Origin of the sequence: Pseudogemmobacter faecipullorum (assembly GCF_020539525.1) — a bacterium.
GTDB lineage: Bacteria > Pseudomonadota > Alphaproteobacteria > Rhodobacterales > Rhodobacteraceae > Pseudogemmobacter > Pseudogemmobacter faecipullorum.
In genome coordinates this window covers 248,282-270,165 of the sequence record NZ_JACDXX010000001.1, presented here as the reverse complement: position 1 = coordinate 270,165, position 21,884 = coordinate 248,282, and the positions used below count along the sequence as shown (strand labels likewise).

Annotated in this window: 19 protein-coding genes; 7 read left to right on the top strand and 12 right to left on the bottom strand. The window is 64.2% G+C overall.

All coding sequences use genetic code 11. The features are described 5' to 3' along the window. Positions 1 to 51 precede the first annotated feature (51 nt). Positions 52 to 1,272 carry an MFS transporter gene (locus tag H0485_RS01175; protein WP_226933492.1) on the top strand — a complete coding sequence of 407 codons (1,221 nt, stop codon included), beginning with the start codon at positions 52 to 54 and terminating at the stop codon, positions 1,270 to 1,272. Positions 1,273 to 1,298: 26 nt separating this feature from the next. Here H0485_RS01175 and H0485_RS01170 read toward each other — a convergent pair whose 3' ends face one another. The 3 genes from H0485_RS01170 to H0485_RS01160 form a co-directional block, all read right to left on the bottom strand. Continuing rightward, entirely contained in the window at positions 1,299 to 2,975 is a 1,677-nt protein-coding gene (locus H0485_RS01170; RefSeq protein ID WP_226933491.1) for an acyl-CoA dehydrogenase family protein, read from the bottom strand. A 119-nt stretch (positions 2,976 to 3,094) separates the two neighbouring features. Further along, positions 3,095 to 3,622, bottom strand: a complete 528-nt coding sequence (locus H0485_RS01165) for a hypothetical protein (protein ID WP_226933490.1) — start codon at positions 3,620 to 3,622, stop codon at positions 3,095 to 3,097. Positions 3,623 to 3,626: 4 nt separating this feature from the next. Further along, positions 3,627 to 4,457, bottom strand: a complete 831-nt coding sequence (locus H0485_RS01160) for a protein-disulfide reductase DsbD domain-containing protein (RefSeq protein ID WP_226933489.1) — start codon at positions 4,455 to 4,457, stop codon at positions 3,627 to 3,629. Positions 4,458 to 4,673: 216 nt separating this feature from the next. On the opposite strand from H0485_RS01160, the gene H0485_RS01155 reads away from it, so the two are divergent. Beyond that, positions 4,674 to 5,243, top strand: a complete 570-nt coding sequence (locus H0485_RS01155; RefSeq protein WP_226933488.1) for a YqgE/AlgH family protein — start codon at positions 4,674 to 4,676, stop codon at positions 5,241 to 5,243. 230 nt (positions 5,244 to 5,473) lie between these two features. Beyond that, positions 5,474 to 6,094 (top strand): 30S ribosomal protein S4, encoded by a 621-nt coding sequence (gene rpsD, locus H0485_RS01150; RefSeq protein WP_226933487.1) that lies wholly within the window; start codon positions 5,474 to 5,476, stop codon positions 6,092 to 6,094. A gap of 194 nt (positions 6,095 to 6,288) precedes the next feature. On the opposite strand, the gene H0485_RS01145 is transcribed toward rpsD, so the two are convergent. Then, a complete protein-coding gene (locus tag H0485_RS01145) occupies positions 6,289 to 7,326 on the bottom strand; it encodes an NAD(P)/FAD-dependent oxidoreductase (RefSeq protein WP_226933486.1) in 1,038 nt (345 codons plus the stop codon). Positions 7,327 to 7,371: 45 nt separating this feature from the next. Here H0485_RS01145 and mnmC2 point away from each other — a divergent pair, with 45 nt between their 5' ends. Continuing rightward, positions 7,372 to 8,049: a tRNA (5-methylaminomethyl-2-thiouridine)(34)-methyltransferase MnmC2 gene (gene mnmC2 / locus H0485_RS01140; protein ID WP_226933485.1), complete on the top strand. Its 678-nt coding sequence runs from the start codon at positions 7,372 to 7,374 to the stop codon at positions 8,047 to 8,049. Here the strand turns inward: mnmC2 and H0485_RS01135 are convergent. Further along, positions 8,046 to 9,668 carry a DUF4139 domain-containing protein gene (locus H0485_RS01135; protein ID WP_226933484.1) on the bottom strand — a complete coding sequence of 541 codons (1,623 nt, stop codon included), beginning with the start codon at positions 9,666 to 9,668 and terminating at the stop codon, positions 8,046 to 8,048. The genes mnmC2 and H0485_RS01135 overlap by 4 nt on opposite strands. A gap of 251 nt (positions 9,669 to 9,919) precedes the next feature. On the opposite strand from H0485_RS01135, the gene H0485_RS01130 reads away from it, so the two are divergent. Further along, a complete protein-coding gene (locus H0485_RS01130) occupies positions 9,920 to 10,384 on the top strand; it encodes a MarR family winged helix-turn-helix transcriptional regulator (protein WP_226933483.1) in 465 nt (154 codons plus the stop codon). 10 nt (positions 10,385 to 10,394) lie between these two features. Next, the gene (locus tag H0485_RS01125; protein ID WP_226933482.1) at positions 10,395 to 11,480 is read left to right on the top strand and encodes an FUSC family protein; all 1,086 of its coding nucleotides are present in this window, start codon (positions 10,395 to 10,397) and stop codon (positions 11,478 to 11,480) included. A gap of 107 nt (positions 11,481 to 11,587) precedes the next feature. Here H0485_RS01125 and H0485_RS01120 read toward each other — a convergent pair whose 3' ends face one another. Both H0485_RS01120 and H0485_RS01115 read right to left on the bottom strand, forming a co-directional pair. Beyond that, a complete protein-coding gene (locus H0485_RS01120; protein WP_226933481.1) occupies positions 11,588 to 12,610 on the bottom strand; it encodes an aspartate-semialdehyde dehydrogenase in 1,023 nt (340 codons plus the stop codon). Between the two features lie 123 nt (positions 12,611 to 12,733). Continuing rightward, positions 12,734 to 13,915 (bottom strand): MFS transporter, encoded by a 1,182-nt coding sequence (locus H0485_RS01115; protein ID WP_226933480.1) that lies wholly within the window; start codon positions 13,913 to 13,915, stop codon positions 12,734 to 12,736. A gap of 183 nt (positions 13,916 to 14,098) precedes the next feature. Between H0485_RS01115 and H0485_RS01110 the strand changes: the two genes are divergently transcribed. Then, positions 14,099 to 15,175 carry a DUF4424 family protein gene (locus H0485_RS01110; RefSeq protein WP_226933479.1) on the top strand — a complete coding sequence of 359 codons (1,077 nt, stop codon included), beginning with the start codon at positions 14,099 to 14,101 and terminating at the stop codon, positions 15,173 to 15,175. Positions 15,176 to 15,228: 53 nt separating this feature from the next. Here H0485_RS01110 and H0485_RS01105 read toward each other — a convergent pair whose 3' ends face one another. The 5 genes from H0485_RS01105 to gpmI all read right to left on the bottom strand — a co-directional run bounded on the left by H0485_RS01105 (position 15,229) and on the right by gpmI (position 21,818). Next, a complete protein-coding gene (locus tag H0485_RS01105; protein WP_226933478.1) occupies positions 15,229 to 16,488 on the bottom strand; it encodes an MFS transporter in 1,260 nt (419 codons plus the stop codon). Positions 16,489 to 17,259: 771 nt separating this feature from the next. Next, positions 17,260 to 17,751, bottom strand: coding sequence for an RNA pyrophosphohydrolase (locus H0485_RS01100; protein WP_226933477.1), 492 nt, complete (start codon positions 17,749 to 17,751; stop codon positions 17,260 to 17,262). 11 nt (positions 17,752 to 17,762) lie between these two features. Then, on the bottom strand, positions 17,763 to 19,106 hold the full coding sequence (locus H0485_RS01095) for a S41 family peptidase (protein WP_226933476.1): 1,344 nt from the start codon (positions 19,104 to 19,106) through the stop codon (positions 17,763 to 17,765). A gap of 7 nt (positions 19,107 to 19,113) precedes the next feature. Further along, positions 19,114 to 20,271 (bottom strand): murein hydrolase activator EnvC family protein, encoded by a 1,158-nt coding sequence (locus H0485_RS01090; RefSeq protein WP_435531463.1) that lies wholly within the window; start codon positions 20,269 to 20,271, stop codon positions 19,114 to 19,116. 2 nt (positions 20,272 to 20,273) lie between these two features. Continuing rightward, positions 20,274 to 21,818 carry a 2,3-bisphosphoglycerate-independent phosphoglycerate mutase gene (gene gpmI / locus H0485_RS01085; RefSeq protein ID WP_226933474.1) on the bottom strand — a complete coding sequence of 515 codons (1,545 nt, stop codon included), beginning with the start codon at positions 21,816 to 21,818 and terminating at the stop codon, positions 20,274 to 20,276. Positions 21,819 to 21,884 lie beyond the last annotated feature (66 nt).

Below are 21,884 nucleotides of genomic sequence, written 5' to 3'. Positions count from 1 at the left end.
TCTGTCGCGAACGGATCAGACCACAAAGGCTGCCCGGGCTCTCTGGGCACTATGGCGCTTCGATATATCCCCCTCGCTCTGAAATATAATCCGGTGCCGCAGACCGAGCATTTCGCTTTGCTGACCGGGCTTGAGGCCTGCGTGCGCGGCGTCCTGGTCTCGGCCATGCCGCTGGCGATCTACCGCACGCTTGGCGATGCCCAATCCACCTCGCTGGCCTATCTGGTCGCGGGATTTGCCGGGCTGTTCTGCGGGCTGATGGTGCCGGTGGTGACGCGGCATCTGCCGCGCCGCTGGACCTATACGCTGGGGGTAGTGCTTTACCTGCTGGGCATGACGCTGGCGCTCTATGGCACGCCGTTCGCGATGATTCTGGCTTTGTGCTGCAATGCTTTTGCTACGGCGACGGTGTTTATCTGCCTCAATGCCTATGTGCTCGACTATGTCGACCGCTCGCGGCTCGGGCATAGCCAGGGCATGCAGATGGCCTATGCCGCCGTGCCCTGGACCCTCGGGCCGGTGCTGGGGGTCTGGCTTTATGACCGCTGGCCTGCCGCGCCTTTCCTCGTCGCCGGCGGCTTTGCCCTCGTCCTGCTTGCGGTGTTCTGGTGGCTGCGGCTGGGCAATGGCCGTCAGATCGCCCGGGCGCGGAAGCCTGCGGTCAATCCGCTGGGGTTTCTGGCGCAGTTCTTTCGCCAGCCGAGGCTGATTGCCGGCTGGCTTTTCGCCGTGACCCGCTCGGCCGGCTGGTGGGTCTATATTGTCTATCTGCCGATTTACTGTGTGGAAGCCGGGCTGAGTGACAAGGTCGGCGGCTTTGCGCTGTCGCTCTCGAACGGCTTTCTGTTCCTGGCGCCGGTGATCAACCGCATAGCGCGGCGGATGTCGGTGCGCCGCTCGGTCCGGTTGGCCTTCCTCTGGGGGGGCGGGCTGATGCTGGCGGCCTGGGCCTTCGCGGCGCTGCCCTGGCTGGTGGTCTTCATCGCTTTTGGGGCCAGTCTCTGTTTCCTGACCCTGGATGTGGTGGGCGGGCTGCCCTTCCTGATGGCGGTCAAACCCTCGCAGCGCACCGAAATGGCCGCTGTCTATACCACATTCCGCGATGTTTCGGGCATTCTCACCCCGGCGGTGGCCTGGGGCGTGCTGTTTTTCACCCCGGTCTCGGGTCTTTTTGCCGCGATGGGGCTGGCTATGCTGGCCTGCTGGCAGATGGCCGGGCATCTGCATCCGCGTCTGGGGGCCGAGCGCCCCTCACGCGGAGGGACGCCCTGATCCGGGATCGGGTCTGATCTGCCGCCTCAGTCGAGCAGGCGGCGGGCGATGACCTGGGCCTGGATCTCGGCCGCGCCCTCGAAGATATTCAGGATCCGGGCATCGCAGAGAATGCGCGAGATGCGGTATTCCAGCGCAAAGCCATTGCCGCCATGGATCTGCAAAGCATTATCCGCCGAGGCCCAGGCGACCCGCGCGCCCAGAAGCTTGGCCATACCCGCTTCCAGATCGCAGCGCTTGTCATGGTCTTTCTGCCAGGCGGCGAAATAGGTCAGCTGCCGGGCGATCATCACCTCGACCGCCATCATCGCCAGTTTATTGGCGACGCGGGGGAATTCGATCAGGGCTTTGCCGAACTGCCTGCGGTCCTCGGCATATTGCATCCCGGTTTCCAGCGCCGCCTGGGCCACGCCGATGGCCCGCGCCCCGGTCTGGATCCGCGCGCTCTCAAAGGTCTGCATCAGCTGTTTGAACCCCTGGCCGGGCTGCCCGCCCAGCAGGTTCTCAGCCTTGACCTTAAAACCGTCAAAGCCCAGCTCATATTCCTTCATGCCGCGGTAGCCGAGCACCTCAATCTCACCGCCGCTCATGCCCGGGGTGGGGAAGGGGGCCTCATCGGTGCCGGGTGTCTTTTCCGCAAGGAACATCGACAATCCGCGCCAGTCGGTGCTGTCGGGATCGGTGCGTGCCAGCAGCGTCATCACATGGGTGCGCGCGGCATGGGTAATCCAGGTCTTATTGCCGGTGATCTCCCAGCCTTCTTCGGTGCGGGTGGCCCTTGTGCGCAAGGCGCCAAGATCCGAGCCGGTATTGGGTTCGGTAAACACCGCGGTCGGCAGGATCTCACCCGAGGCGAGTTTCGGCAACCATTGCGCCTTTTGCTCGGGCGTGCCGCCGCAGAGGATCAGCTCGGCGGCGATTTCCGAGCGGGTGCCGAGCGAGCCGACGCCGATATAGCCGCGCGACAGCTCTTCCGAGACCACCACCATCGAGGCTTTGGAGAGGCCAAAGCCGCCAAATTCTTCCGGGATGGTCAGGCCAAACACGCCCATTTCCGCCAGTTCGCGGATGATCTCCATCGGGATCAGCTCATCCTTCAGATGCCAGTCATGGGCAAAGGGGATGACCTTTTCATCGGAATAGCGGCGAAACTGATCGCGGATCATCTCCAGCTCTTCATCAAGACCCGAAGCGCCAAAGGTGGCGCGGGCCTTATCCTCGCGCATCAGCGCCACCAGGCGGGCGCGGGCGGCAGGATTATTGCCGCTGCGGATCAGGATCTGTGCCGCCTCTGAGCCGGGTGCCCCGACGCCGAGATCGGCAAGGCGCGCGGTTTCCTGCTGGCTCATCGGAATGCCGCCCGAGAGCTGGGACAGATATTCGCCAAAGCCGATCTGCAGGATCAGCGCCTCAATCTCGCCAAAGCGGCCCCCGGCCTCCAGCCGTCCGGCCCAGGCATCAAGCTGGCGCAGGGCCTCGACATAGGTCGCCAGCCAGGAGAGGCCATGCGCCTCATGCTGATGCTGCTCCAGCGCGGCGGCACTGATCTTGCCGCCCTGGCTGACCATGCCGCGCAGGGTCTCGCGGGCGGTGGTGAAAATGGCCTCGAGCTCGGGCAGAACCTCGCCGGTCAGGCGGCGCAGATCGCTGATGAGGGGGGCAGCGCCCCTGGGCGCGGTGAGAGGCTGACCATCATGCGGCATTGCGGGCTCCGTCAGATTCTGCAGGTGCAAAATGCCTAGGATGTTTGTAGCCGCAGAGCAATATACTTTCTCTGATGGGTCGCAATAAGGTTTAATATGTCCCTGTGGCTTCTGCGCGCTCAGGAGGTCGCGCCGCAGGCATCGGCAATATCGCGTTGCGCAGCAGGGGGGACGACTTCGAATTCCACGCTGAAAAACATCACGCCTGCATCATGCAATTCAAAGCGCCACAGGCCGGGCAGCAGCTCTTCTTCGCTGTCAAAGCGGAAAAAGGCCAGTGAGGCGCCATCGCCGGACAGGGTGGTGCTCCAGGTCTCGGGCTGCTTGGCGCCGGGCCGGAACACCCTTACCTCGGCCTCGGGCAGGAAGAGGCCGGGCTGACCAAGCGCCCGTACGCCAAATGCAATGCCAGGCTGGGCCGGGACAATCTGTTCCTCTGGCCAGTGCAGGGTGATCTCATCGCGCGGCACATGCATGAATCCGGCGATGGTGCCGGGGGCGGGCAGCTGATCCATCGCGTAAAGCGCGCAGAACACCCCCCATTCCATGCTGAGCACCGAAGGCGAATGCCAGGGGGTGGCCGGCCCGGCCGCCAGCGGTGTGGCGAGGCCGAGAGGCAGGGTCAGCGGCAGCAGCCAGCGCATCATGCCCTCAGCCGGCCGGACAGCCCCGGACCTCAACCGCGCCGCGTTCCGAGATCACGGTCAGGGTGATGCCCGAACGGTCGAGGGCAAAGGGCCGGGCGGAAGGGGCGACCAGCTCTGCGCTGGCGCTCAGCGTGGCGCCCTGACGGGCGGCAACCGATTCTGAAACCCAGATTGTGCGGTCGCTGGTCTCAAAGGCAACGGTCTCGCTTTGGCCCTGCGGCGGCAGGCCCATATCGGCGCTGAGCCGCAGGCCATCGTCAATCGGTTCAACCCTGCAGCGGATCCCGGCCAGGCCGGCTTCTTTTGCCGAGCGCGGCCGGGCCTGGAGCGCGGCCTCAATCAGCCGGTCAGGTGCCCCTTTGCCCTCGATCCCGGCATCGAGCCGCAGCGAGGCGGGCAGGCAGATGTCGTGGCAGATGCCCAGCTCAACCCCGGCCACCAGCCGGACCGGGCGTGCCGGGTCCAGCGGTGTTACCTCCACCGGCAGTACCAGCTGATCGCGGTAGCCGATCGAGCGCATGCCATTGGTTTCAAAAACTACCGGCGCGGGCCAGTGCAGCCGGACGGATCTGACATTGACCGAAGCCGACCAGTCGAACTGCGGTGGGATCCCTGCCTCGCCCGGGCTGCGCCAGTAGGTTTTCCAGCCCGGCGCCAGGTCCAGCCGCAGCGCAGCCATCCGCCTGCCATCGGGCTGCTGCCAGCCGGTCAGCACCACCGCCTGCAAGACCTCATCCTGCGTGGCCGGCCCGGCCATTGCCGCAGCCGGGGCCAGCCCGGCAATCGCCGGGATCAGGGATATCGAAAGCGCAAGAACGCGGGGCAGGCGGGGCATATATCTCATGGGGGCAGCATAGATCCTGTCGGGGTAAGGGGAAATCACAAGGCAGCGACGAACCTGGCCTGTGTCCGTGAAGACGCAGCCAGTGGTGCGCGCAGGCAGTGAAACAGCCTCTCTGGCCGCAGAAGACCTGGATCACGCGGTTTTTTCACGCTTGCTCTTGAGCCCGGGGCCTTGCGCGGTCATCCTGACCGCGGAGGTGCCCCGGTGATGGAACTTGCAGGTAAAGTCTTGGTGGCTATGCCCGCCATGGAGGATCCGCGGTTTATCCGCTCGGTGGTGCTGATCTGCGCCCATGGCCCTGACAGCGCGATGGGGCTGATTCTTAACAAACCCTCGCAGGAGCTGAATTTCGACGGTCTGCTGCGCCATCTCGGCATTTCAGCCGGAGAGGATTGCCGCGAAATCCAGGTGCATTACGGCGGCCCGGTCGAGCGCGGCCGGGGCTTTGTACTGCACAGTGCCGACTGGCTGGGCGGGGCCGGCAAGGGTGATTCCACCATGATGACCGTGCCCGGCGGCTATCACCTGACCGCGACCCTTGATATTCTTGAGGCAATTGCCCGGGGTGAGGGGCCGGAACAGGCCCTGCTGGCGCTGGGCTATGCTGGCTGGGGGCCTGGCCAGCTCGAGGGTGAGATCCTGCGCAATGACTGGCTGATTGCCGATGTCAGCGCCGATCTGGTGTTCCAGGCCGAGGATGAGGCGAAATGGATGCTGGCGCTGAAGGCTCTGGGCATTGATCCGCTGGTGCTTTCCCCGACCGCAGGCCGTGCCTGAGCCTGCAGGGGGGCTTTCTTCACCGGCCAGATCGCCTCGCGCTGTTGACTCCCCCTCCCGCTTCATTATAAGCCGCGCCATGGTCCCGGGCTCTCGTCCGGGGCTTTTCATTGGTGTTGGTGGCTTTCGCAAGAAAGACCCTGTCGCCCCGGGCCATGGGCTTCGGCCTCCCGCCTCGGGAAAGGACAACGCCCTTCCGGCCTTCGGGCCACATAACGAAGGAGATCAGCGTGACCAAACGGACCGCTGCCAAGTATAAAATTGACCGCCGCATGGGCGAAAACATCTGGGGCCGCGCCAAGTCGCCGCTGAACAAGCGCGAATACGGCCCGGGCCAGCACGGTCAGCGCCGCAAGGGCAAGCTGTCGGACTTCGGTACCCAGCTGCGCGCCAAGCAGAAGCTGAAAGGCTATTACGGCGATCTGACCGAAAAGCAGTTCCGTCGCATCTATGGTGAAGCCGAGCGCGTCACCGGTGATACCGGCGAGAATCTGATCGGCCTGCTCGAGCGCCGCCTTGACGCTCTGGTCTACCGCGCGAAATTCGTGCCGACCATCTTCGCAGCCCGTCAGTTCGTGAACCACGGCCACGTCCTGGTGAACGGCAAGCCGGTGAATATCGGTTCCTACCGTCTGCGCGAAGGCGATGTGGTGTCGGTGCGTGAGAAATCGCGTCAGCTGGCCATCATCGCTGAAGCAATCTCGCTGACCGAGCGTGACGTTCCGGATTATGTCGAAGTCGACAATCAGAAGCTGACCGCGAAATTCGTTCGTACCCCGAGCCTTTCGGACGTGCCCTACCCGGTCGTCATGGAGCCGAACCTGGTCGTCGAATATTACGCGAAGAACTGATCTTTCGCAGATTGTTTATGGGAAGGGCCGCATCTTTGGATGCGGCCTTTTTCATTCTTGCCCCGTCGCGCCTCTGGTCCCGGCCCGATGCCTCTGGCGGGGATATTTTCAGACAGATGAAATCAGCGGGGCCCGGACCCTTTTCATCTGTCTGAAAATATCCCGGGGGTTTGAGGGGGCAGCGCCCCCTCGCTTTACAGCAGGCTTTCGGGGCGGAAGGGCTGCGGGATATCATCACCCCGGCCCGCCAGCAGATCGGCCAGCAGTTCGGCGCATTTCGGCGCCATGCCAAAGCCGGTCTTAAAGCCGCCATTGGCAATGAAATGTCCCTCACGCCCGGGCCAGGCCCCGATCACCGGAGCGCGGCTTTTCGCGCGGGGCCGGATCCCGGCCCAGTATTCCCTCACTTCTGCCTGCAGCAGCAGTGGCAGCAGCCTGCGGGCTTTTTCCACCAGCTCAGGCGCCTGATGATCGGTGCCCTCCGCCTCCCAGGAATTCTCGCTGGTCGAGCCGATTGCCGTCAGCCCGTCGCCATGCGGGATGATATAGAGCCCGTCGGTATAGATCTGCGGGCAGTGGCGGGCGTCATGGGCGAGCAGCGCGGCCTGGCCTTTCACGCCGCCACCAAGCTTCCGCCCGAAGGCCGAGGAGAGATCTGCCAGCCCGGCGACGCCGCTGGCATGGAGGATCTTCCCTTCCTCCGGTGCCTCGCCAGTCACGATCTCGCCGCCCCGGGCCCGTATAGCGCAGGCGAGGGCATGAACCGCCGCGCGGGGGCTGATCCGCGCCGTCAGCGTGTCACGGATCAGCAGGCCGGTCGGGCTTTGTGGTTCCCAGTCCGAGGTGCCGCAGGTGATGACCCGCCATTCGGCTTTGCCCTGCCAGAGGCTGGCGGCGGCGGTCTCACGCTCGCCTGCGGCGGCAAGGCCGCTGTCGCTCAGCACCGGCTGCAGCCTTCCGGTACGGGCATAAAGCGGATCGGCCCCGCCCGCCGCATGTACCTCACGCCACCAGGCTTCGGCCATGATCAGGCTTTCAAACTGAAACTGCTTCATCGGGTTCCAGCTCTCGGGGGCATGCGGCGCCAGCGCGCCGACCACCCCGCCCGAAGCCCCGGCCCCGATCCCGCCCGGATCGCTCACCCGCACCTTCAGCCCGCGTTTCACACAGGCCCAGGCCGTGGCGAGGCCAAAGATCCCGGCCCCCCGGATTGTGACATCTGCGCTTGCCATCCTGGCGCCTTTCCCTCAGTTCTGAGCCCGAAAAGGAGCCGCCCCATGGCCGATAAAACCCTGCCCGAAGCGGCGCAATTGTCCTGGCTTGAGGATGCGATACCTGTCGCAACCCGCTTTGACGACCCCTATTTCAGCCTGAAAGGCGGGCTGGAAGAGACCCGGCATGTCTTTATCGCCGGCAATGATCTGCCGGCGCGGCTGCGCCCGGGGTTTCAGATTGCCGAGCTGGGCTTTGGCACCGGGCTGAACCTGCTGACGCTGTTGCTGGCGGCACGCGGCGGGCCGGAAATCCGCTTTACCACCTTTGAGGCCTTCCCGATGGCGCCGCAGGATATGGCCCGGGCGCTGCAGCATTTCCCCGAGGCGGATGCGGTCTCGGCCCCGCTGATCGCGGCGATTGCGGCGGGCGAGACCCGGTTCAGCCTGGGAAATATCGCGGTTGAGATCTTACATGGTGATGTGCGCGAAACGCTGCCCGCCTGGGCTGGCAAGGCGGATGCCTGGTTCCTCGACGGCTTCTCTCCGGCCAAAAACCCCGAAATGTGGGGCGAGGATCTGATGGCAGAGGTCGGGCTTCACACCGCGCCGGGCGGCTCATTTGCCACCTATACGGCGGCAGGCCATGTGCGGCGTGCCCTGGCCGGGGCGGGCTTTGCGGTGCGCCGCCAGCCCGGTTTCGCGGGCAAGCGGCATATGTCGGCGGGACGGATGGAGGCTTAACGCAGCACCATGCCCTCGGGCCAGCTCAGCTCATAGCTGAGGCTGATCTCCTGGCTGGCCCCGGCATCAAGGGTGAACTCCCAGGCCATCAGCCCGCGCTGGCCCTTGAGATCGACCTCGCTGGCGGCCGGGCTGGCGCTATGGGTGATCTTCAGATCCTGCTGTTCGGAATAGGGCACCTGGTCGAGCAGCCGCACAGGCCAGGCCTCGCTGCCGAGGTTTTCGATTTTCAGAATGGCGGTCTCGCTCAGCTGGTTTGAGGTCGAGAACACCCCCTTCTGCCCCTGGTCGCGCAAAGGCATATCGCGTGTCAGCCGCAGGCTTTCCAGCGCGCCAAAGGCCAGCTCTGTTTCGGCCCCGGCTGCGGTCATCTCCAGCCGGGCCGAGCCGACCAGAACCCCCTCACGATAGAGCAGCGCCGCGCCGGGCAGCAAAGGTTCGGCGCTGGTATTGGTGAAGCTGGCCTGAGCGAAGGCGGTTTTATCGCGCGACGGCACCGCCACGGCGATCACTTCGGCCGCGGTTTCAATCTGCCCCAGCGCGAGGCGCAGATCCTCGACGCCATCCGCGATATTCACCGCGCGCGGGTAGCTGTAGACCACGGTTTCCCCCTCCATCCCGGCCAGAGCCATGATCGGCGCCGGTGCCATGGCGACCATATCTGCCGCGGCTTCAGCGCCCAGCCGCTCGCGTTTGAGCAGGGCCTCTGGCGGGGTTTCTTTCTCGATCCGGCGCGCCATCGGCCAGAGGGTGGAGGGGGCAGATTGCGAGGAGGGGCGCGAAGAGGAAAGTGTCAGATTAACCCCGGTCCAGTCCTCGCCGCTGTTTTGCGTAACCAGAACCGAGCGATCGATTGTCACCTTGCCCGCCGCGCCGCGGCTGAGCGAAATATCATAGAAGGGCTGCCATTGTGCTTCGGAAATATAATGGGTGATGGTCATGGTGCTGTCGCCCGCCGCTGCCGCCTCCAGGGCGACCACCAGCGCGGTATAGTCACGATCGAGGCCAGGCAGGCTGTCAAAGGCTGCTTCGGCCTCGGCCTCGGCCCGCTGTGCCTCTTCCAGCGCCTCGACCGCAGGCAGCCTGGCCTGTCTGGCGCTGGCCACCTCTTCGGCGGCGCGCAGGGTCTCGCTGCCGATCATTCCGGCCAGGTCGCGGATCTGCTCTGGCCCGGCATTTTCCGGCAGTCCGCCGCTGAACGAGGTCAGAAAGGTGATCTGCGCCTCGGCGGCCCGGATCCGCGCATCGGTCTTTTCAACGGCGGCAAGGGCGGCGGCCGTATCGGCTCTGGCAGCCGCGAGTTCTGACTTTGCCGCCTGCTGCTCCGGGCTCAGCGCCTCGCCCCGGGGAGGCAAGCGGTCCGCCCGCAGGCTGAAAGCGCCGTAAGCCATGCCTTCGCCGCCCGCGAGCTGCATCATCCCGGCCTCGGTCCGGGCCGGCAGATCGGTCACCAGCAGCTCATGGCTGCCGGCAGCGGGAGCGGTGAAACGGACCTCGCGGGTGATTTTCGCCCCATCGGGATAGACGGTGACATCGGTAATACGGCTGGTGGCGCTGATGGTATCGGCCCAGGCCGGCAGGGCGGTGGTGGCGAGCAGGGCGGCAAGCAGGATACGCATGACAGGGGCTCCGGTCTTCGGTTTGCCAGGGCAGACTGAGGCAGAGCGGCGGCCCGGACAAGCCAGGAAAACCCCTCCCAGGGAAATGCCACCGCGCTGCGTCAGAGACAGATGGGACCGCAAAAGGCCGCAGCCTGCGGCGGTTTCACAGCAGAAAAAATCAGGTGCACGGCGATGTGAGCGCTGTGCTCTTGCCAATGCTGCAGTGCCGCAATATTTGATTAGCTAATCAAACTAATTCAGGATCCGGCATGACATTCCCCCCCGATGCCGCTTCGGCGCGGCAACGCTTTGGCATTTCTTTCGCCCTTCTCGCCCGTGCCTGGCGTCATGAGATTGACCGCAATCTGAGCGATCAGGGCCTGAGCGGGGCGACCTGGGTGCCGATGCTGCATCTGGCCGCTTCGGGGGGCGGCATCACCCAGAAGGAACTGGCGCGGCTGACCGGGATCGAAGCGCCCAGCCTCGTGCGGCTGCTGGAGATCCTGGAACGCGAGGGGCTGGTCTCGCGCCGGGCCTGCCCACAGGATGGCCGCGCCCGGCTGGTCGATCTGACCCCGGAAGGCGAGACCCGGCTCGCAGAGGTCCGTGCCTCGCTCTACACGATCGAAGAACGCCTGCTGGCAGGCGTCAGTGACGAGCAGCTCAGCAATATGCTGAATGTGCTCGGGATTATCCGCAAGAATATTGATGAAACCGGCTCTGGCCGCGCCTGACTGAAGTGCAATGTCCCACCCCAATCGCCGTGATACGATCCGCCATCTGAGCCATCCGCAGCGTCTGCGCGAGAGCCTCAGCCTGAGCGGCCCCTTCTTCCATCGCAATTCTTTCCTGTCGGGGCTGCAGGTTGCCATAACCTCGGCCATTGTGCTGCCGCTGATGCTGAACTCATCGCGCCCCGATCTGCTGGGCTATGCTGCGCTTGGCGCATTGATCGCCCTGTTTGGCCGCTTTGCGCCGCGAGGCAAGCGCGCCGGGGTGCTGCTCTGGTGCCTCCTGTGTCAGGTCGCCATGGTGTTCTTTGTCTCGCTCGCGGGCTGGGCCGGGGCGACGCTGGGCTGGCAGCTGGCCCTGATGGCACCGCTGACGGCGCTGATCGCTTTGGTGGCCAGTGCGCTGAGCTTTGGCCCGCCAGGCGCGCTGATCTTCCTCTTTGCCGGGGCGGCCTCGCTTGGTCCGGTGGCTGAGCTGAGCCTGGTGTTCGAACGCATCGCCGCCGTGGCGGCGGTAGGGGCCTTTGCCTGGCTTCTGTGTCTCGCAACCGAGGGGCTGCGTATCTATACCGTGCTGCTGCCAGAGCCGCCGCCGCTGCGCCTTCAGGCCTGGCTGGCGCTGCGTCTGGGATTTTGTGCCGGCCTGACTGCCCTGCTTGGCTATGCTCTCGGGCTGAGCCATCCGGCCTGGGCGGCCATGGGGGCGGTTGCGGTGATGCAAAGCGCGCAGCTGCATCAGAGCCTGGCGCGGATGCTGCAGCGTGTCGGGGGGAATGTGATTGGCGCCAGCCTGGCCTGGGGGGTGCTGGTGCTGGACCCCTCGCCCTATATTGTCATCGCGCTGCTGATCCTCTGTATGATCCTGAATGAATTGCTGATTGGTGCGAATTATGGCCTTGGCCAGATCCTTGTTACACCGATGGCTCTGCTGATGACCTATCTTGCGCTGCAGGGCACGGCGGGGGCGGCAATCGCGCCGGAGCGGATGCTTGATACCCTGGTCGGCTGCGCCTCGGGGCTGATGCTTGCGGTCCTGCTCTCCACGAAAGGCGAGCGGCAGTTTCTGATGGAGCATCACAACCGCAGCCTCGGCGGCTGATAGGCTGAGAGGCTGAGAGGGCGGGAGGTTGAGGGGCCGGGCCTGCGGATATGAAAAAGGCGCGACGGGAAACCGTCGCGCCTTTGCTCTGTCATCGCTGAAAGGGATCACCCCTTTTTCAGCACGCGATTGCCAAGGGTCTCGGCGATCTGCACTGCGTTCAGCGCCGCGCCTTTGCGCAGATTGTCCGAAACGCACCACAGAGCGATGCCATTCTCAACCGTCGGGTCCTGACGCACGCGGCTGATATAGGTGGCATATTCGCCCACGGCTTCGATCGGGGTGGTATAGCCGCCCGGCTCGCGCTTATCGATCAGCATGATGCCCGGGGCTTCGCGCAGAATGTCCTGGGCTTCCTGCCAGTCCAGCGGCTCTTCGAATTCGATATTGATCGATTCCGAATGGCCGACGAAGACCGGCACACGCACGCAGGTCGCGGTGACCTTGATCGCGGGATCGATGATCTTCTTGGTCTCGGCGACCATCTTCCATTCTTCTTTGGTGTAACCATCGTCGAGGAAGACATCGATATGCGGGATCACGTTGAAGGCGATCTGCTTCGAGAATTTGCTCGGCGGCACGTTTTTCACCGGGTTATAGACCGCTTTGGTCTGCTCCCAGAGCTCGTCCATACCCTCTTTGCCCGCGCCCGAAACCGACTGATAGGTCGAGACGACAACACGCTTGATTTTCGCCCGGTCATGCAGCGGCTTCAGCGCCACAACCATCTGTGCGGTCGAGCAGTTCGGATTGGCGATGATGTTCTTCTGGCTATAGCCCATGATCGCATCGGCATTCACTTCCGGAACGATCAGCGGCACCTGGGGGTCATAGCGGTAGAGCGACGAGTTATCGATCACGACGCAGCCCGCTGCCGCCGCTTTCGGGGCATAGGTTTTCGTCGCCTCCGAGCCGACTGCGAACAAAGCCATGTCCCAGCCAGTGAAATCGAAAGTGTCGAGATCCTTAGTCTTCAGAGTCTTGTCGCCAAAGCTGACTTCAGTGCCCAGCGATTTACGCGATGCCAGCACGGCAATCTCGTCAATCGGGAACTCGCGTTCAGCGAGGATGTTCAGCATTTCGCGGCCCACGTTGCCCGTGGCACCCACGACGACGACCTTATAGCCCATCGGGGATCTCCTGTACCCATCCCTGCTGATTGCGCAGGGTAAGCTCACCCCGGGTTATCCGGGGCAGATGGCCCTTAGCTGAAAGGTTGCGCAGGGGGAAGCGGTAAAGCGTGGGAATCGTCCTCAGCCCGGCTCAGGGCCCTCGCGTGAGAACAGATAGATCGCCAGACCGGCAAGGCTGATCAGGGCAAAAAAGCCGAAGACATGCGAAAAGCCGGTCACGGCGGGCTGTCCGGCGCGCTGACCCGCCTCAAACAGCCGGCCGGTGACTTCCTGCGAAAGGCCGACCGCGGCAATGCCGACAAAATTCACGAATGTGATGCCGCGCCCGATCAGATGCGCCGGGATGAAGCCGCGGGCATGGGCGGTGATGATGGGGAAACTGGTACCGAACAGGCCGACACCGGCAAAAAGCGCCGCTGCCGCCCACCAGCTCTGCCCGGGCAGGGCCCAGAGCGCGGTGAGGCAGCACATCATTGCGCTATTGGCGAAAAAGGCGGTGCGCTTCAGGCTGCCAAGGCGGCGCGACAAAGGGCCGATGATCAGGCTGCCCAGCACCAGCGCCAGCCCCATGCCCAGGCCGACCGCGCCGATCCCGGTCTGGGAAAGGCCATGGATGTCGTGAAAATAGGGGCCAAGCCAGAGGCCGCGCAGCGCCGCCGGGGGCGCATAGCAGATCAGCATCAGCGCCAGGATCGGCCAGAGCGGTGCGATGGCCAGCACCGAGAGCAGCGAGCCATGCCTGCCGCTCTGCACCCTGGGCGGATCCCGCACCACCAGATAGACCACCAGCGCCATCATCAGCGTCAGGGCCGCCATGCCGATCAGGCTCGCGCGCCAGCCAGCCAGGCTGACCAGCAGCGAGAAGGGCAGCGAGGCCCCGATATCGCCGAGCGATCCGAGGCCGATGGTCAGGCTGGCCAGCACCCCGAACTGCGCCGCGGCGAATTCGCGGGCGAGGATGAAATAGGTGGCCACCAGCACCGGCGCGCAGCCTGCGCCGATCAGGGCCATGGCGATTTTCAGCTGTAAAGGCGTCTGGGCGGCGGCAAAGACCAGGGCTCCGGCGGCGGCGAGTGCCAGCAGCACCGCGGTGGTGCGGCGGGGGCCGATCCGGTCCAGCGCCACGCCGACCGGCAGCTGCATCGCGCCAAAGGCCAGGAACCACCAGCCCGAGGCCGAGGCCAGATCCTGTTTCGTGGCCAGCAGCCCGATCTCAAGCAAAGGTGTCAGAACGGCGAGGAAGCTGCGGTAGAATTGTGAAAACAGATAGGCGGTGATCAGGCAGATGAATCCTGCATGCATTTTAACGTCCTGCAGGTCTTCTGCGCAGCTTTGAAGGAAAGGTCGCCTGCCAGGGGCGCGCCTCCGCGATCCTGACAGGGCCGGACGGTGGCCGCAAGAGGCGAGCCATGCGGTCATTTTCAGCTTGCCATCCCGCCTCAGCCAATCTCAGGGTGAGGGCAGTCTTGCGATCGGGGGTGCATTGTGAAGCGCAGAACTGACCATCCCTATCCTGCCGGGCCGGCTCTGGCCGGGGCTGCCCTGGCCCTGCTCGCGCTCAGTGCACCGGCTCTGGCCAATGACGGTTTCGGCGGGCTCAGCGCCACCGGGCTGCAGTTCGGCCAGACCGATAAAGTGGCGATGCTGAGCGAGGATCTGCAGATCGGCCCCGAGCGCATCAGCGTGGAATATGTCTTCGAGAACCAGAGCGATGCGGATGTCTCGGGAGAGGTGATCTTCCCGCTGCCCCCGATCAGCCTCGCCGGTGTCTGGGAGGGGATGTTTAACCTGCCCGAAGATCCCTGGCCCGAGAACCTTGTCGGTTTCACCGCGCTGGTGGATGGCCAGAAGGTGGCGGTTGCCATCGACCGGATCGCCGTGCTGGAGCCGCAATGGGAGGAAGAGCCCTCTCCGGCCAGCTTCTATGAAAGCCCGGGCGAGGATGTGACGGCGCGGCTGACAGAGCTGGGTATTCCGCTCAGCACCGATCCTGTGGCGGTGAAGGCGGCGCTGATGGCACTTTCGGCCCGGGACCGGGCGACATTATCAGCCGAGGGGCTGGCGGAATTCTTTGACTCGGGCCTCGCAGGGGAAAGCGAGGTCTGGCCGGCCTGGTCTATCCTGATCCGCTATCACTGGAGCCAGACCTTCCCGGCCGGCCGCCGGATGACCATCCGCCATGACTATGCCAATCATCCGCCGGGCGGCATTTTCGTCTGGCATGAGGCCGGGGATGAGTATCAGGATCTGCTCGCCGCCCGCTACTGCATCAACCCGGCGCAGTCGAAGGCGATCAGCCAGGCCCTGGCCTCGCCGGAGGGCGATGAATATGGCGCGGTCGGATCGGCGGTCTATACCAGCTATGTGCTGCGCACTGCCAATAGCTGGGCCGGTCCGATCGGCCATTTCCGCCTGACGGTGGATAAAGGCGATGCCGGAAATCTGCTCGCCAGCTGTATCGACGGGCTGAAACAAATCGGGCCGGGGAAATATCTTTTTGAGGCAGAGGATTACAGCCCTGATCGCGATATCGAAATGGTCACGATCAGCCCGGCACAGTGATCGGAACGCCGGGGGCGCGGGCCAGTGCCGCGCCCCCGGGCATTGAGCCGATCTCAGGCCGGGCGGGCCACGGGGCTGCGGCTCTCGCGCACGCCAAGATGGACGAGGGCCGAGAAGGCGCCGACCCCCACGCCGATCCACCAGACCAGGGTGTAATTGCCGTTCAGATCATAGAGCTTGCCGCCGAGCCAGACGCCGAGGAAGCCGCCGATCTGATGCGAGAGGAAGACAAACCCGTAAAGCGTGCCCATGTAGCGCAGCCCCCAGATATGGGCGACCAGCCCCGAGGTCAGCGGCACTGTCGCCAGCCAGAGCGCGCCCATCACCGCCGAGAAGATCAGCACCGTCGCCGGGGTGATCGGCATCATGATGAACCAGGCGGCGGTCACGGTGCGCAGGCTGTAGATGATCGCCAGCAGATATTTCCGCGTATAGCTCTTGCCCAGCCAGCCGGCGAGAATGGTGCCGAGGATATTGAACAGCCCGATCACCGCAATCGACACCGCGCCAAGCGCCGAGGTGGTGGTAATGCCGATACCCGCCAGCAGGCTGTTGGGATCAATCGGGCCGCAGAGTTCGGTGACGAAAGCGGGGAAATGCGCGGTGATGAAGCCAAGCTGATAGCCGCAGGAAAAGAAGCCAAGGAAGATCAGCGTATAGGAAGGATCTTTGAAGGCGCGCTTCAGCACCTCGCCGAGGCTCTCCTCCAGCTCCGAGCGGCTGGCGACTTTCTCTGAGCGGATGAAGGGCAAGGCGAAAAGCGACAGCAGCACCACACAGGCAAAGATCACGAAAACCCATTGCCATGAGTAATATTGCAGCAGGAATTCTGCGGTCGGGGCGCCAAACACCTGGCCTGCCGAGCCTGCTGCCGTGCCGATGCCAAGCGCCATCGAGCGGTTCTCGGGCGCGGCGGCGCGGCCGACGATTGCCAGAATCACCCCAAAGCCGGTGCCGGCAATGCCAAAGCCGACGATGATGGCCACGGTCTGATGCTGCCAGGGCTGGGTTGAAAGCGCGGTGAGCACGAGGCCAAGCGCATAGAGCAGCGCTCCGGCAACAATCGCTTTGCGGTCGCCGAATTTTTCCGCCACCGCTCCGAACAGGGGCTGGCCAATCCCCCAGGCCAGATTCTGGATCGCAATCGCCAGCGAAAACTCGCTTCGGGCCCAGAGAAACTCTTCTGCAACCGGGATCTGAAACACCCCGAATGAGGCGCGCACGGCAAAACCGATCATCAGAATCAGCGAAGCCGCGATCAGAACCGGGGTGAATAGCGGGGCCGCTGACGGCGTGCTCTGGGGGCTGGACATGGAATATGGGGCCTTTTGCAATTGGCCGGACCCTGCGCCGCAGCTTCTGAGAGGTCAAATGCTGAATTGTGATGCATACAAGAAGGCGGGGGATGGCTGATCTGCAAAGAGCCTCTTGCATCTGCCGCGATCCGGAGAAAAGCTGGTCTTGTCCGGCATGTTTCGCCGGCTGGAATGAGGTGCTTCTATGTCTGCAGCTGTGATGCTTGGCGCAATGACCCTTTTCCTGGCGGGTGCTGCCGTCGCAATGCTGCGTCGTCCGGAGCCGGTCCGCGTTACCGCTCGTCGGCGTAAATAATCCCCCCGGCGACAGCAGGTCCGGCTTTTGCCCCGCTTTTCGCGGTTTCCATTGTGGCAACGATGATGGCGCTGCTGGCCTGCCCGGCTTAATTGCGGCCATGGCCGGGGGCCTATCCTGAACTCTGACAGAGCGTCTGTCCTGGACCGGCTGAGGGCAGCCTGGCGTCAGAATCAGCTCTCCCGGGGGGGCTGTGACTGCATCCGCAACAGCCGTGCCATGAGAGTTTACGAGACAGATTACCGAGGCGAGGCCTGGTTCTGGACTGCGCCTGCCCTGAATGGCGGAGAGGCTGTCCGGGCTGCTCTCACAGAGGCTATTTTGCGGGGCACCGGATTACGCGGCGGGCCTGAATACGCGGCAGACCGTGAAGCCTCTGGCGGGAAGCGCGGGGTCAGCTGAAACCTGCAGCTGGCCTTTCATCTGTCTGAAAATATCCCGGGGGTGAGGGGGCAGCGCCCCCTCGCGGTGGTTCAGGACAGATGGGGGCGGAAGGCCGCGATGACTTCTGCATAGACCTGGCGTTTGAAGGGCACGATCCCCTCCAGCAGTGCATCCGCGCCGATCCAGCACCATTGCGAGAATTCGGGATGCCCGGTGGCAATCTGCACCTGATCATCCCGGCCGAGGAAGCGGAACAGGAACCATTTCTGCTTCTGCCCGCGGTATTTGCCGCCCCAGACTTTGCCCAGGAGTTCAGGCGGCAGATCATAGGTGACCCAGTCCTCGGTCCTGTCCAGTGTCTCAACCAGATCGGGGGTCAGGCCGGTCTCTTCCCAAAGCTCGCGCAGCGCGGCCTCTTTCGGCTTTTCCCCCGGATCAATCCCGCCCTGGGGCATCTGCCAGGCCGGGGCGGGATTGTCGAGCCGCTGTCCGGCGAAGATCTTCCCCTCGCCATTGATCAGCATAATGCCGACGCAGGGGCGGTAGGGCAGATCTTCTGCCGCTTTGCCGGTATCGCTCATCTGTTCAGACCTCAGCGCGCTTCCGGGCTGAGCGTGTTCAGCCCTTTCAGAATATCAACCGCATAGGCCAGCTGATAATCCTCGTCGCGCAGCTTTGCGGTTTCTTCCGCCGCCGCCTGCTCTTCGAGGTAAAGCGTCTTCTCGTCCTCGGTCATCGAATCATTGGTGATCGCGCCGCGCAGATCGGCCTCGGTCCGCGGCTTCACCGCCGATTTCGTGTCTTCCGGGGTCTCGGTGGCGAGATTGGGTTTTTGCGGTTGTTTGACCACGATATCGGGCGAAATGCCGAGGGCCTGGATCGAGCGGCCCGAGGGCGTGTAATAGCGCGCGGTGGTCAGGCGCATCGCGCCATCGCCTTTCAGCGGGATCAGCGACTGGACCGAGCCTTTGCCAAAGCTCTTGGTACCGACGATCACGGCGCGGCGGTGATCCTGCAGGGCGCCCGCAACGATTTCCGAGGCCGAGGCCGAGCCGCCGTTGATCAGCACCACAATCGGTTTGCCTTCGGCCAGATCGCCCGGGGTGGCATTGTGGCGCTCGCCATCCTCGGGGTTGCGGCCCCGGGTTGAGACGATCTCGCCGGTCTCAAGGAAGGCGTCCGAGACGGTGATCGCCTCATTCAGCAGCCCGCCCGGGTTGTTGCGCATATCAATGACCACGCCTTCGAGCTTCCCGATACCGCCAACTTCTTCCAGCGCTTTGGCCAGCTGGGCTTTGATCCCGGCCGTGGTCTGATCATTGAAAGTCGTGATACGCAGCACAATCGCCTTGCCGACGATACGGCTCTTGACCGCCTCAACCTTGATCGTATCGCGGATGATCGACACATCGAAAGGCTGGTCCGTGCCTTCGCGCACCACGGTGATGATGATCTCCGAGCCGATAGGCCCTCGCATCATCTCGACCGCCTGGTTCAGCGTCAGGCCAAGGATTGCCTCGCCATTCACATGGGTGATGTAATCGCCGGCCAGGATGCCGGCTTTATCTGCGGGCGTGTCATCCATCGGCGAGATGACTTTGACAAAGCCCTCTTCCTGGGTGACCTCAATGCCAAGGCCGCCGAATTCGCCCTTGGTCTGCTCGCGCATATCCTCAAAATCATTGGCCGAAAGATAGGAGGAATGCGGATCGAGCGAGGTCAGCATGCCATTGATCGCGGCCTCCACCAGTTTGGTGGTGTCGACCGGCTCGACATACTGGCCGCGAATGCGCTCAAAAATATTGCCGAACAGATCGAGCTGCTCATAGACCGAGCTGTCGCGGCTGGCCTGTTCTGCAATCAGTGGACCGACCTGAGCGGTAAGCACGACCCCGGCAAAAGCACCGCCAGCGGCGGCAAACATCAGCTTTTTCATTAGCCCCTTACTCTCCTGTCGCGGCGGTTTCGGCAAACCACAGAGTCGGGTCTACCGGGGATGCGCCCAGTCTCAGTTCCAAATAAAGCGATTCCGTCGCCGATGCGCCAGCCCTGCCGGAAGCCGAAGAGGTATTCTGCTCCTCTTCTCCCCCCATCAGGCCGAGCGCGGCCCCGGCTGCAACCACTTCTCCGACTTCGCCATAAACCGTGCCAAGCCCGCCAAACACCATCAGATAGCCATCTCCGGGCTCGAGGATGATCACATTTCCGTAGTCGAGCAGCGGGCCGAGGTAGCGGATGGTACCGGGCCAGGGCGCTGAAACCAGCGCGCGCGGCCGGGTGGAAAGTGTCATGCCCGGGCGGCGGACCCCGGCGGCATCGGCCTCATCCGGGGCGCGCAGCAGGGTGCCGATCACCGGCAGCGGCAGATTGCCCATGGTCGAGCCGAAGGGCTGCGGCGCCGTCGTATCGGCGGAATGTTCGATCAGTCCGGCGGCAAAACTGTCCAGCGTATCGGCGCTTGCAAGCAGCGCCGCCAGCGTGGCCGGATCCTCAGTAAAGCGCTTTGGCAGTTCGGTGCGGTCCGAGATGGCTTTTGAAAGCGCGGTCCGGGCGGTTTGTGCGGTTGCAAGGCCGAGCGTGAGATTCTCGCCCGCGCTTTCCTGCAGCGCGCGCAGATCCGCCATCTCCTGGAGCTGGGCTTTCAGCGCATTGGCCTCGGCCTGAACCGCCGGGGCGACATCGGCGAGGATCATGCCTGAGCGCGCCGTGCCCACCGGCCCGGTCGGGTGCAGCAGCAGAAGCGGGCCCTGGCTCTGCTCCATTTTCGCAAGGATCGACACCAGCTGCCCGACCTGATCGCGCCGGGCATTGAACTGCAGCCGCAAAGCCATTTCGCGCAGCTCGGCCTGGCGCAAAGCCTCTCGCAGGGCGGCGAGCCCCTCTTCATAGGCGCGTACGGTTTCGGTCAGGGCCGCGACCTGGGCGCGCCCGCTGCTGGCCTGATCCAGAGCCGCTACTGCAGCGCGCAGCTGCTCTGAGGCCTGTGCCGCCTGTTCGGCCACGGTCAGGCCCGCACCGGCGGGCTCCGGCTCCTGCGCCAGAGCTGGCCTGCCTGCCCCGCAGGGCAGCAGGACCGCGCAGAGCAAAGCCGCGCGGATCAGCCTCATGCAGCAGAGCCGCCGGCGCGGCGGATCAGGCTTTTGCCGGTCATCTCTTCGGGCGGTGTGATCCCCATCAGATCGAGCAGCGTTGGTGCAAGATCGGCGAGGCGCCCGTTTTCGAGCCCTGCCCCTTCCGGCCCGCCGACCAGGATCACCGGCACCGGGTTCAGCGTATGGGCAGTATGGGGCTGGCCGGTCTCAGGATCGGTCATCACATCGCAATTGCCGTGATCGGCGCAGATCACCATCGCGCCCCCGGCCTGCTCCAGTGCCGCAATTGCTGCACTCAGGCCCTGATCCACTGCCTCACAGGCTTTCATTGCTGCCTCAAGCTTGCCGGTATGGCCGACCATATCCGGATTGGCGTAATTGACCACGATCAGATCATAGCCCGCCTCAATGGCACGCACAAAATGTTCAGTCACTTCCGGGGCAGACATTTCCGGCTGCAGATCATAGGTCGCGACTTTGGGCGATTTCGGCATATAGCGATCCTCTCCCGGGAAGGGGGCCTCGCGGCCACCGTTCAGGAAGAAGGTCACATGCGGATATTTCTCGGTCTCGGCGAGGCGGAACTGGGTTTTGCCCTGTTTCGACACCCATTCGCCCAGCGTATTGGCGATATCCTGTTTGGGGAACATCGTGGTCATCCAGGCATTATGCGCCTCGGAATAATCGACCATGCCCAGCCGGGCCGAAAGCTGCGGCCGCGGGCCGCGGGCAAAGCCCGCGAAAGCCTCATCGCCGATGGCGGCGAGGATCTCGCGGGCGCGGTCGGCGCGGAAGTTCAGGAAGAACAGCCCGTCACCCGGTTTCATACCCTGATAATCGCCGATCACCGTGGCGGGGATAAACTCATCCGTCTCGCCCCTGGCATAGGCCCGGGCAATAGCTTCGGCGGCGCTGGCGGCGGGCTCGGCCTGGCCTTCGGCTCCGACCATGACGCGGTAGGCCTGCTCGACCCTTTCCCAGCGGTTGTCACGGTCCATAGCGAAATAGCGCCCGGTCACAGTGACGATCTTCACCGAAGCGGGCAGGGCGGCCTGCATCCCGGCAATCTGGCTGGCCGCCGAAGCGGGGGCAACATCGCGGCCATCGGTAATGGCATGGATCACCACCGGGATGCCCTCGGCGGCAATCACCTTCGCCGCCTCAATCATATGGGCCTGATGGGCATGGACGCCGCCGGGCGAGCAGAGCCCGGCCAGATGTGCCGTGCCGCCGGCGGTTTCGACTGCCGAAATGAAACTGCGCAGCGCGGCATTGGTGCCAAAAGAGCCGGTCTCGACCGCGAGGTCGATCTGGCCCAGATCCATCGCCACCACCCGGCCGGCGCCGATATTGGTATGGCCGACCTCGGAATTGCCCATCTGGCCCGAGGGCAGGCCCGCATCCGGGCCAAAGGTCACCAGCGTGGCATTGGGGCAGTCACGCATCAGCCGCCGATAGGTCGGGATCTGTGCCTGGGCCGGGGCCGAGGTTGCCGGATCCGGGCCGATGCCCCAGCCGTCCAGAATGCACAGAACAACGGGTTTGGGCGCAGGCATTCCGGGTCTCCTCAGCAAATCCGAGCGCTCTCCGGCCCTGAGGCGGGCAGGGCAGGGGCGCAGGCA

Bases quoted from the DNA above. Each gene is read 5' to 3' on its own strand.
- H0485_RS01125 (WP_226933482.1), top strand. From the start codon at position 10,395: ATGTCCCACCCCAATCGCCGTGATACGATCCGCCATCTGAGCCATCCG.
- H0485_RS01130 (WP_226933483.1), top strand. From the start codon at position 9,920: ATGACATTCCCCCCCGATGCCGCTTCGGCGCGGCAACGCTTTGGCATT.
- H0485_RS01105 (WP_226933478.1), bottom strand. From the start codon at position 16,488: ATGTCCAGCCCCCAGAGCACGCCGTCAGCGGCCCCGCTATTCACCCCG.
- H0485_RS01155 (WP_226933488.1), top strand. From the start codon at position 4,674: ATGGAACTTGCAGGTAAAGTCTTGGTGGCTATGCCCGCCATGGAGGAT.
- H0485_RS01165 (WP_226933490.1), bottom strand. From the start codon at position 3,622: ATGATGCGCTGGCTGCTGCCGCTGACCCTGCCTCTCGGCCTCGCCACA.
- H0485_RS01145 (WP_226933486.1), bottom strand. From the start codon at position 7,326: ATGGCAAGCGCAGATGTCACAATCCGGGGGGCCGGGATCTTTGGCCTC.
- H0485_RS01175 (WP_226933492.1), top strand. From the start codon at position 52: ATGGCGCTTCGATATATCCCCCTCGCTCTGAAATATAATCCGGTGCCG.
- H0485_RS01095 (WP_226933476.1), bottom strand. From the start codon at position 19,106: ATGAAAAAGCTGATGTTTGCCGCCGCTGGCGGTGCTTTTGCCGGGGTC.
- H0485_RS01120 (WP_226933481.1), bottom strand. From the start codon at position 12,610: ATGGGCTATAAGGTCGTCGTCGTGGGTGCCACGGGCAACGTGGGCCGC.
- gpmI (WP_226933474.1), bottom strand. From the start codon at position 21,818: ATGCCTGCGCCCAAACCCGTTGTTCTGTGCATTCTGGACGGCTGGGGC.
- H0485_RS01135 (WP_226933484.1), bottom strand. From the start codon at position 9,668: ATGCGTATCCTGCTTGCCGCCCTGCTCGCCACCACCGCCCTGCCGGCC.
- mnmC2 (WP_226933485.1), top strand. From the start codon at position 7,372: ATGGCCGATAAAACCCTGCCCGAAGCGGCGCAATTGTCCTGGCTTGAG.
- H0485_RS01170 (WP_226933491.1), bottom strand. From the start codon at position 2,975: ATGCCGCATGATGGTCAGCCTCTCACCGCGCCCAGGGGCGCTGCCCCC.
- H0485_RS01100 (WP_226933477.1), bottom strand. From the start codon at position 17,751: ATGAGCGATACCGGCAAAGCGGCAGAAGATCTGCCCTACCGCCCCTGC.
- H0485_RS01160 (WP_226933489.1), bottom strand. From the start codon at position 4,457: ATGCCCCGCCTGCCCCGCGTTCTTGCGCTTTCGATATCCCTGATCCCG.
- H0485_RS01115 (WP_226933480.1), bottom strand. From the start codon at position 13,915: ATGCATGCAGGATTCATCTGCCTGATCACCGCCTATCTGTTTTCACAA.